Here is an 8,903-nt window from a genome sequence, read left to right as displayed (position 1 = left end):
GCCGCGCCCGCGCCGAGTACGGCGCCGCCCTGGCGGCGCTGGCCCTGGGCGCCGGCGCGCTGCTGGGCGCGGGCGGACGCGTGTGGGCCCAGGCCGAGATCGCCGTGGGCGGCCGCGTCGCCCCCGCACCCGTGGAGCTGACCGGCCAGGACGCCGCCGCGCCCGCCTTCGCCCTGGGCCTGGCCGGGCTCGCCGCGCTGGCCGCCGTGGTCGCCGCGCGCGGCTGGGCGCGCCGCGCCGTGGGCGGCGCCGTCGCGGCCTTCGGCGCCGCCGCCCTGTACTCCGTCTGGCAGGGCACCCGCACCCCGGCCCTGACCGCGCTGGCCGCCGAGCGCTCCACCGCGCAGGGCCGCGTGGAGGCGCTGCACGTGGCCACCCAGTGGCCCGCGCTGGCCGCCCTGGGAGCGGCGCTGCTGGTGGCGGCGGGGGCGGCCGTACTCCTTCGGGGTGCCGCCTGGCCCGGCATGAGCAGCAGGTACGATCGCCACAGCGCCCCGAGCGCGGCCCGCTCCAGCGATCCCGCCGAGTTGTGGAAGTCGCTCGACAGCGGGGCCGATCCCACCCTGGACCCGCCGGAGGCCGCCGCGCCGCCGGCCCCGGTGCGCCAGCCGGCCCCCGCCGGGCGCGCCGACGCGCACACCGAGCCGAAGAATCCGAAGGAGCCTTGATGGCCGACGAACACCACGAGGACCACGGCAACACCGTCGCCGCGTGGTTCCTGACCCTGAGCTGGATCGTGCTGTGGAGCGTGGCCGGCGTCGCGATCATCCTCGGCGGCGACCTCATGCTGTGGACCGCCGCGGGCCTGGTCGGCAGCGTGGTCCTCGCCGTGATCGCCGGGATCATGAAGAAGGCCGGGCTGGGCCGCAAGACCCCGCGCCCCGTCCCGCCCACCCGCGAGGAGTGGGAGGCCCTCCAGGCCAAGGCGAAGAAGGTCGCCAAGGAGGCCGTCAAGGAGGTCAAGGACGCCGTCACGGCCGAAGGCGGCCACGAGAAGGACGGCAAGGACGCCAAGGACGGCTCCGCGGCCGCCTCGGCGGAGCCCGCCGAGTCCGCCGCCGCCCCGGCCGGCGAGACCGCGGGCTCCTCGCGTTAGCCCAGGCCCGACCCTGCGATGTCCACGGCCCGCGGCCGCCGCCGCGGACCGTGGACGTCCTGCTTCCGGCCTGGTTACATTACGGGGAACAGCTTCCGCCCCAATGCCGCTCGTGTCGGCAGCCGTCCCGTTTATCTGGCATGATGCGTTTCTGCCCGCGACGCGTTCACGGCGTGCGGCCAGCCGGGACCCCGTTGGTGCGCCACCAGCACACCGCGCGCGAGGGCGCATCCTCCAGTCTCGAAACCGTTAACCAGTAGTCATCCAACGAAAGACGTGTCGACCATGAGCTACGGTCCTCCGCCCGGTCCGCCCCCCTCCCAGCCGCCCGGCGGCGGCTACGGTCCGCCTCCCGGGGGCTCGGGCGGGTACCCCAGCGCCGCCGGCGGCGGCGAGCCGCCGAACAACTTCCTCGTGCCCGCGATCCTGGCCATGTTCTGCTGCTGGCCGCTCGCCATCCCGGCCATCCTGGCCGCGGCCAAGGTGAACGCCCAGTGGAACCTCGGCGACTACGCCGGTGCCCAGGAGGAGGCCGCCAAGGCGAAGCGCTTCACGCTCATCGGCGTGATCATCGGCGTCATCGTCTACGTCATCGGCGGTATCTCCTACTTCGCCATCATCGCCGCCGCCATGAGCAGCGTCTCGACGTACTAATGGCGGCCGAGGAGACCTCGTTGTCCCGGCCCCGGCGCCGCCGCCCGCACCCGGCGGCGGCGCCGCTGCTGGTGGGCGCGGCGGGCCTGGCCGGGGCGGCCCTGCTGCACTTCGTCGACCCCAACGAGCCGGGCCACTACCCCACCTGCCCCTGGCTCATGATCACCGGAACCTGGTGCCCGGGTTGCGGGACCATGCGGGCCGTGCACGCCCTGACCGAATTCGACGTCCTGGGCGCGCTGAGCATGAACCCCCTGTTCATGGCGCTGCTGCCGTTCATCCTCTACAGCTACGGCACGTGGCTGTACCGCTCCCTGCGCCCGGCGCCCCCGCGCACCGTGCCCCGCAAGGCGCTCAACCCGATCTGGCTCTACGTGCTCCTCGCCGCCATCCTCGGGTTCTGGGTGGTCCGCAACCTGCCCTTCGGGGCCTTCCTGGCACCGGGATAAACCGACCGAGTCCCCCCAACGACGGGGGGAGTGGCTCCGCGCCCGCCCGGGATCGATACGATCGAGGCAGTCGCGGGATCCGGTTCGCGTCCGGTCACGGCCGCACCCCCGCCGGGCGAGGCGGGCGCCGGGACCACCGGCGCGGCCCGCCCACGACCGCGCTCCGCGTCCCGCGGGGCGTCCGCACCACGGCGATTTGAGGGGGCAGTCCCACGTGAGCGTGCTCGACGAGATTGTCGACGGAGTACGCGCCGATCTCGCCGATCGGCAGGCGGCCACGCCCCTGGACGAACTCAAGGAGCGGGCCCGCTCGGTGCCGCGCCCCCAGGACGTGGTGGCGGCGCTGCGCCGCCCCGGGGTCCAGGTCATCGCCGAGGTCAAGCGCTCCAGCCCCTCCAAGGGCCCCCTCGCCGAGATCGCCGACCCCGCCGCGCTGGCCCGCGACTACTCCGCCGGCGGCGCCGCCCTCATCAGCGTCCTCACCGAGCGGCGGCGCTTCAACGGCAGCCTCGCCGACCTCGCCGCCGTCCGCGCCGCGGTCTCCACCCCGCTGCTGCGCAAGGACTTCGTCGTCACCTCCTACCAGTTGTGGGAGGCGCTGGTCCACGGCGCCGACGCCGTGCTCCTCATCGTCGCCGCCCTCGACCAGGACGCCCTGGTGTCCCTCGTGGAGCGCGCCCAGTCCCTGGGGCTCACCCCGCTGGTCGAGGTGCACACCGAGGACGAGGTCGGCCGCGCTCTTGACGCCGGCGCCACCGTCATCGGCGTCAACGCCCGCGACCTCAAGACCCTCCAGGTCGACCGCGACACCTTCGCCCGGCTGGCCCCGCTGATCCCGGCCGACCGCGTCCGCGTCGCCGAGTCCGGCGTGCGCGGCCCCCACGACCTCCTCGCCTACGCCGGACACGGCGCCGACGCCGTCCTGGTCGGCGAGAGCCTGGTGCGCGGTCGCCACCCGCGCGACGCCGTCGCCGACCTGGTGACCGCCGGCGCCCACCCGGCGCTGCGGGACCGGAACTAGCGCCCGTGCGCGCCCGCCCCGAAGGCCGCCGCACCGGTCCGCCCACCGCCGACCGGCGCTGGGGCGCGGCCGCCGTGCGGCTCCCCGCCTCCGGGCGATGGCGCTAGGGAGTCCTCCGCCCCGCGCACACCACCGCCGGTGAGGACTCCCGCAGCCGCGCCGACCCCGCGCCCGCCCGGCGGCACTGTGCCGCCGGTGCCGCGGCGCCGATCCGCTTCGACCGGCGCGCGTCGCCAGCGCGCCGCCATGGAGAACACCACATGACATCCGCGACACCGGAGTCCACCCCCGACGCCCGCGGCCACTACGGCCGCTACGGCGGGCGGTTCAGCCCCGAGGCGCTCATCGCCGCCCTCGACCAGGTCGCCGCCGAGTGGGACAAGGCCCGCAACGACCCCGCCTTCCACGCCGAACTCGACGCGCTGCTGCGCGACTACACCGGCCGCCCCAGCCCCCTCACCGAGGCCAAGCGCTTCGCCGAGCACTGCAACGGCGCCCGGATCCTGCTCAAGCGCGAGGACCTCAACCACACCGGCTCGCACAAGATCAACAACGTGCTGGGCCAGGCCCTGCTCACCAAGCGCATGGGCAAGACCCGCGTCATCGCCGAGACCGGCGCCGGCCAGCACGGCGTGGCCACCGCCACCGCCTGCGCCCTGATGGGGCTGGAGTGCGTCGTCTACATGGGCGAGGAGGACACCCGCCGCCAGGCGCTCAACGTCGCCCGCATGCGGCTGCTGGGCGCCGAGGTGGTGCCGGTGACCATCGGCTCGCGCACCCTCAAGGACGCCATCAACGAGGCGTTCCGCGACTGGGTGGCCAACGTCGAGCACACCCACTACCTGTTCGGCACCGCCGCCGGCCCCCACCCCTTCCCGGCGCTGGTGCGCGACCTGCACCACGTCATCGGGGCCGAGGCCCGCGCCCAGGTGCTCGACCTCACCGGCCGGCTGCCCGACGCCGTGGCCGCCTGCGTGGGGGGCGGCTCCAACGCCCTGGGGCTGTTCGGGGCGTTCATCCCCGACCCCGGGGTGCGCCTCTACGGCTTCGAGGCCGGCGGCGACGGTGTGGACACCGGCCGCCACGCCGCCTCCATCACCGGCGGCACGCCCGGGGTGTTCCACGGCGCGCGCACCTACGTCCTCCAGGACGAGTTCGGCCAGACCCTGCCCAGCCACTCCATCTCCGCCGGCCTGGACTACCCGGCCGTCGGCCCCGAGCACGCCTGGCTGGCCGACACCGGCCGCGCCGTCTACCGGCCGGTGACCGATGCCGCGGCCATGGAGGCGTTCCGGCTGCTCAGCCGCACCGAGGGCATCATCCCGGCCATCGAGAGCGCGCACGCGCTGGCCGGCGCCCGGACCATCGGTGCCGAACTCGGCCCCGACGCCGTCATCGTGGTGAATCTCTCCGGACGCGGTGACAAGGACGTCGACACCGCCGCGGCCTACTTCGGACTGGTCGGCGACGAGGAGGAGGGCGCGTGAACGGGGTGATCGGCACCGAAGAGGCCGGCCGCAGCGGTGGACAGGGGGCCGCGGGCCCGACCGCGCTCCAGGCGGCGCTGGCCGCCGCCAAGGCGCAGGGGCGCGCCGCCCTGGTCGGCTACCTGCCGGCCGGGTTCCCCGACGTGGAGTCCTCCATCGCGGTCGTCGAGGCGATGGTCGAGGGCGGCTGCGACGTGATCGAGGTCGGCCTGCCCTACTCCGACCCCACCATGGACGGCCCCACCATCCAGCGGGCCGCCGACACGGCCCTGACGGCGGGCACCACCCCGCCCGACGTGCTGCGCGTGGTCGAGGCCAGTGCCGCCACGGGCGCGGCGACCCTGGTCATGACCTACTGGAACCCCGTCGAGCGCTACGGCGTGGACCGGTTCTGCGCCGACCTCGCCGCCGCCGGCGGCTCCGGGGTCATCACCCCCGACCTCATCCCCGACGAGGCCGAGGAGTGGTTCGCCGCCACCGACGCCACCGGGCTGGACCGCGTATTCCTGGTGGCGCCCTCCTCCAGCGACGACCGGCTGGGCCTGACGGCCCGCGCCTCGCGCGGCTTCGTCTACGCGGCCTCGCTGATGGGCGTCACCGGCACCCGCGCCCAGGTCTCGGGCGCCGCCGAGAAGCTGGTGGCCCGCACCCGCGCCGCCGCACCCGCCGGGCTGCCCGTGTGCGTGGGCCTGGGCATCTCCAACGGCGCGCAGGCCGCCGAGGTCGCGGCCTACGCCGACGGGGTGATCGTGGGCACCGGGTTCTGCGACCGGGTGCTGGACGCCCCCGACCTGCGCACGGCCACCGCCGCCGTGCGGGCCTTCGCCGCCGAGCTGGCCGAGGGCGTCCGGCTGGGGCGCACGGGCTGACCGGCGTCCCCGCCCAGGTAGCAGCGGGGTTAGACAGGTAAGAATCGGGTGTGAGCAGGCTCCTGCGCACCCGCCGGGGGGAATCCGCCGACCTCCCCGGCGTTAGATTGCGCAGGAGCCGGCCCCCCCCGACGCCCCAGGGCGGAGGCGATCGGGCCGACTTCGTGTAGCGGTGGCGCCACATACAGTAGTATCCGCACGGTGCGCTGTTGGCGCCGCCGCCGTACATGACCGTCTCGCCCCCGGGGATTCGCAACCTTGGACACCACACACCAGCCGGCACCCCCCGCATCCGCCCCGGCGCCGGCCCCCGGCCGCTGGGCCGCGGTGCAGCCGTGGGTGACCCTGCTGGCGCGCCTGGCCCTGGCCGGCGTGCTCGGCTACGCCGCCTACACCAAGCTGCCGCCGGCGCTGTCGGTGCAGTCCGTCGAGGCCTACCAGCTCTTCTCGCCCGAACTCGCCCAGCTCATCGGCTACACCCTGCCGCTGTTCGAGTTCGCGCTGGCGCTGCTGCTGCTCATCGGGCTCGCCACCCGCTACGTCGGCGCCGTCACGGGGCTGCTCATGGTGGTGTTCATCGCCGGGATCGTCTCGGCGTGGGCGCGCGGGCTGGCCATCGACTGCGGCTGCTTCGGCACCGGCGGCCAGGTCGCCCCCGGCGAGACCCAGTACGGCCTCGACATCGCGCGCGACCTCGGCTTCCTGGCGCTGGCCGGGATCACCATGCTGTGGCCGCGCTCCCCGCTGTCCCTGGACCGGCTGTTCGGCCTCTACCGCTGAACCCGGGCTTAGAGCCCGCCCCCGCGCGGCGGGGCGCCGCCTGCGGCCGCGCCCGCGCCGCCCCACGGCGCGCCCCGGTGCCCGGCGCACCTCATGACCAACCAACGGACCAACGACGAAGCACGGTGATCGGCTGATGGGCAAGGCGGCGCGGGAAGCCTCCCGCGAACGACTCAGGCAGGAGCGGCAGAAGGCCGAGGAGCGCGCCAAGCGCACCAAGGTCCTGGCCGTGGTGGGCGCCGCGCTGGCCGTGGTGATCGTGGTGGTCGGCGGCGGCTACCTCGTGCTGTCCCAGCAGCGCGCCGAGGAGCAGGAGTTCGCCAACCGCTACGGGAGCCTCCCCGAGCAGCGGGTGCAGCAGGACGGCAGCGTGGTCCTGGCCGAGGACGGCGCCGACGCGCCCGTGGTCGAGGTCTACGCCGACTACCAGTGCCCGCACTGCAAGCAGTTCGAGCTGACCAGCGGCCCCACCCTCCAGCGGCTGGCCGCCGAGGGCGAGGTGATCGTGCACTACCGCCCGGTCAGCATCTTCGCCCAGCAGCCCGCGCCCATCGGCGCCAACTCCCTGCGCGGCGCCGCCGCCGCCCGCGCCGCCGCCGACTACGGCAAGTTCGTGCAGTACAACGACCTGCTGTTCGAGCACCAGCCCGCTGAGGGCGCCGAGGGCTACTCCACCGAGCAGCTCAAGGAGTGGGGCACCGAGGCCGGCATCGACGACCCCGCCTTCGCCGAGCGCGTCGACGCCGAGAGCGAGGTCGTGGACACCTTCACCGGCGGCTACCTGGACGACCTCACCGCCGCCGCCGAGAAGGAGCTGGGCGCCGACCGCATCCAGGAGATGGGCCTGAGCGGCCTCATCGACTGGGGCCAGGAGAACGGCGTCGACGGCTCGTTCCTGGAGGGCACCTACGTGCGCGAGGCCATCGACTCCACGTCGGCGGTCGAAGAGAGGTACCCTTCCGGGGCGAACGCGTTCGGCGGCACCCCGGCCGTCTACGTCAACGGAACCCTCCTCGGCAACGAGGCCTACTCCGGCAACGGCATCCAGGAGGCGGTGGAGCAGGCCGGACCCGGCGAGGTCGACACCGAACCGCTCTCGGCGGACGGCGCCGCGGCCGACGCGTCGCCCCAGCCCGACGCCTCACCCTGACCCCAAGGACAGATCCGAGCGATGACGATCCCGCTGATCGCCCCTGAGGGCGCGGCCGACCCCGGCCGCGCCCTCGCGGCCATCCCCAGCCCCGACGTGAGTTCGATCTCGCTCGGCCCGGTGACCATCCACTTCTACGCGCTGTGCATCCTCGCCGGGGTCGTGGCCGCGGTGTTCTGGGCCGAGCGCCGGTGGAGCGCCATGGGCGGCGAGCGCGGCACCATCATGGACCTCGCCGTGCCCGCGGTGCTGCTGGGCCTGGTGGGCGGGCGCCTCTACCACGTCATCAGCGACTACCAGCTCTACTTCGGGCCGGGCCGCAACGCCATCGAGGTGTTCTACATCCGCAACGGCGGCCTGGGCATCTGGGGCGCGATCCCGCTGGGCGCCCTGGGCGTGTGGTACGTCGCCCGCCGCCGCGGGCTGTCGATGTCCAAGCTGTCCTTCGCCATCGCGCCCACCATCCCGCTGGCCCAGGCGCTCGGCCGCTGGGGCAACTACTTCAACCAGGAGCTGTTCGGCGCGCCCACCGACCTGCCGTGGGCGGTGGAGGTCTCGCTGGACTACACCTACAACGCCAACGGCGCCCCCCGCCCCGGCATGCAGCCGCTGCCCGGCAGCAGCACCGAGTACTACACCACCTACCACCCCACCTTCCTGTACGAGTTCCTGTGGTGCCTGGCCCTGGCCGTGCTGCTGGCGTGGCTGGGCCGGCGCTTCGAGGACCGCCTCGGCGGCGGACGGCTCTTCGCGGTCTACGTCATGGGCTACTGTGTGGGGCGGTTCTGGATCGAGTACCTGCGTGTCGACCCCGCCAACGAGATCCTCGGCCTGCGGCTGAACAACTGGACCTCGGTGCTGGTGTTCGCCGGGGCGCTGGCCTACTTCGTGTGGGCCGGGCGCCGCCTCGACCGGTTCTCCACCCGCGTCGTGCCCGTGGGTCACGACTCCGGAACCCAGGTCTTCGACACCGACCCCGCCACCTCCGACGACTCCGCCGCCGACACCACGGCGGTGGAGGACCCCGACACCACCCGGGCCGCCGGCGCCGCCGATCCCACCACCGCGGACGACGGCGCCACCGCCAAGGGGCGCGACACCGGGGGCGCTGACGGGGCGCCGTCCTAGGCAGCACGCACCCGCCACGCACAGCCGGGCCGGCGGCGCACCCGCGCCGCCCGGCCCGACGGATGGATGAGACCACGTGAGCAGATCCGACTCCACCGGGCGCTCGGGAAGACGCCGCGCGCGCGGAGCGGCTCCGGCCCGCGCGCCCCGCGACCGCCACGACACCGCCGACCGCCGCGACGACGGCTACGGCGGTTACGACGGCCATGACGGCACCGGCGCGGCGGGCCAGGACGTGCCGGCCGGCGCCGAGGGCCGCGGCGCGCGCC

The 8,903-nt window shown here is 74.7% G+C and carries 10 protein-coding genes and 1 pseudogene; all 11 read left to right on the top strand.

Annotation, left to right across the window (positions count from 1 at the left end; translation table 11 throughout):
- On the top strand, positions 1-668 hold a 668-nt coding region (locus LG943_RS27195), incomplete at its 5' end, for a Trp biosynthesis-associated membrane protein (RefSeq protein WP_270075240.1).
- The gene (locus tag LG943_RS27190) at positions 668-1,096 is read left to right on the top strand and encodes an HGxxPAAW family protein (RefSeq protein ID WP_270075239.1); all 429 of its coding nucleotides are present in this window, start codon (positions 668-670) and stop codon (positions 1,094-1,096) included. The genes LG943_RS27195 and LG943_RS27190, both read left to right, overlap by 1 nt.
- Before the next feature lie 285 nt (positions 1,097-1,381).
- Positions 1,382-1,750 carry a CD225/dispanin family protein gene (locus LG943_RS27185; RefSeq protein ID WP_270075238.1) on the top strand — a complete coding sequence of 123 codons (369 nt, stop codon included), beginning with the start codon at positions 1,382-1,384 and terminating at the stop codon, positions 1,748-1,750.
- A gap of 20 nt (positions 1,751-1,770) precedes the next feature.
- Complete coding sequence (locus tag LG943_RS27180) at positions 1,771-2,199, top strand: DUF2752 domain-containing protein (RefSeq protein ID WP_270075237.1); 429 nt, start codon at positions 1,771-1,773, stop codon at positions 2,197-2,199.
- 214 nt (positions 2,200-2,413) lie between these two features.
- Positions 2,414-3,220, top strand: coding sequence for an indole-3-glycerol phosphate synthase TrpC (gene trpC, locus LG943_RS27175; protein ID WP_270075236.1), 807 nt, complete (start codon positions 2,414-2,416; stop codon positions 3,218-3,220).
- A gap of 260 nt (positions 3,221-3,480) precedes the next feature.
- A complete protein-coding gene (gene trpB / locus LG943_RS27170; RefSeq protein WP_270075235.1) occupies positions 3,481-4,707 on the top strand; it encodes a tryptophan synthase subunit beta in 1,227 nt (408 codons plus the stop codon).
- Between the two features lie 5 nt (positions 4,708-4,712).
- Complete coding sequence (gene trpA, locus LG943_RS27165) at positions 4,713-5,576, top strand: tryptophan synthase subunit alpha (RefSeq protein WP_270075241.1); 864 nt, start codon at positions 4,713-4,715, stop codon at positions 5,574-5,576.
- Between the two features lie 258 nt (positions 5,577-5,834).
- Positions 5,835-6,356: a MauE/DoxX family redox-associated membrane protein gene (locus tag LG943_RS27160; protein ID WP_270075234.1), complete on the top strand. Its 522-nt coding sequence runs from the start codon at positions 5,835-5,837 to the stop codon at positions 6,354-6,356.
- A 136-nt stretch (positions 6,357-6,492) separates the two neighbouring features.
- Positions 6,493-7,506: a DsbA family protein gene (locus LG943_RS27155; RefSeq protein ID WP_270075233.1), complete on the top strand. Its 1,014-nt coding sequence runs from the start codon at positions 6,493-6,495 to the stop codon at positions 7,504-7,506.
- Positions 7,507-7,527: 21 nt separating this feature from the next.
- The gene (gene lgt, locus LG943_RS27150; RefSeq protein ID WP_270075232.1) at positions 7,528-8,634 is read left to right on the top strand and encodes a prolipoprotein diacylglyceryl transferase; all 1,107 of its coding nucleotides are present in this window, start codon (positions 7,528-7,530) and stop codon (positions 8,632-8,634) included.
- 76 nt (positions 8,635-8,710) lie between these two features.
- Positions 8,711-8,903 (top strand): annotated as a pseudogene (locus LG943_RS27145) (hypothetical protein); the annotation flags it as partial.

Origin of the sequence: Streptomonospora mangrovi, from assembly GCF_027604915.1 — a bacterium.
In the GTDB taxonomy this organism is placed as follows: domain Bacteria; phylum Actinomycetota; class Actinomycetes; order Streptosporangiales; family Streptosporangiaceae; genus Streptomonospora; species Streptomonospora mangrovi.
Note: the sequence above shows the minus strand (reverse complement) of the source record. Positions and strands in the feature narration are given on the sequence as shown.

Excerpts from the sequence above, each read along its gene's own strand:
- LG943_RS27190 (WP_270075239.1), top strand. The coding sequence starts at position 668 with ATGGCCGACGAACACCACGAGGACCACGGCAACACCGTCGCCGCGTGG.
- LG943_RS27185 (WP_270075238.1), top strand. The coding sequence starts at position 1,382 with ATGAGCTACGGTCCTCCGCCCGGTCCGCCCCCCTCCCAGCCGCCCGGC.
- trpB (WP_270075235.1), top strand. The coding sequence starts at position 3,481 with ATGACATCCGCGACACCGGAGTCCACCCCCGACGCCCGCGGCCACTAC.
- LG943_RS27155 (WP_270075233.1), top strand. The coding sequence starts at position 6,493 with ATGGGCAAGGCGGCGCGGGAAGCCTCCCGCGAACGACTCAGGCAGGAG.
- lgt (WP_270075232.1), top strand. The coding sequence starts at position 7,528 with ATGACGATCCCGCTGATCGCCCCTGAGGGCGCGGCCGACCCCGGCCGC.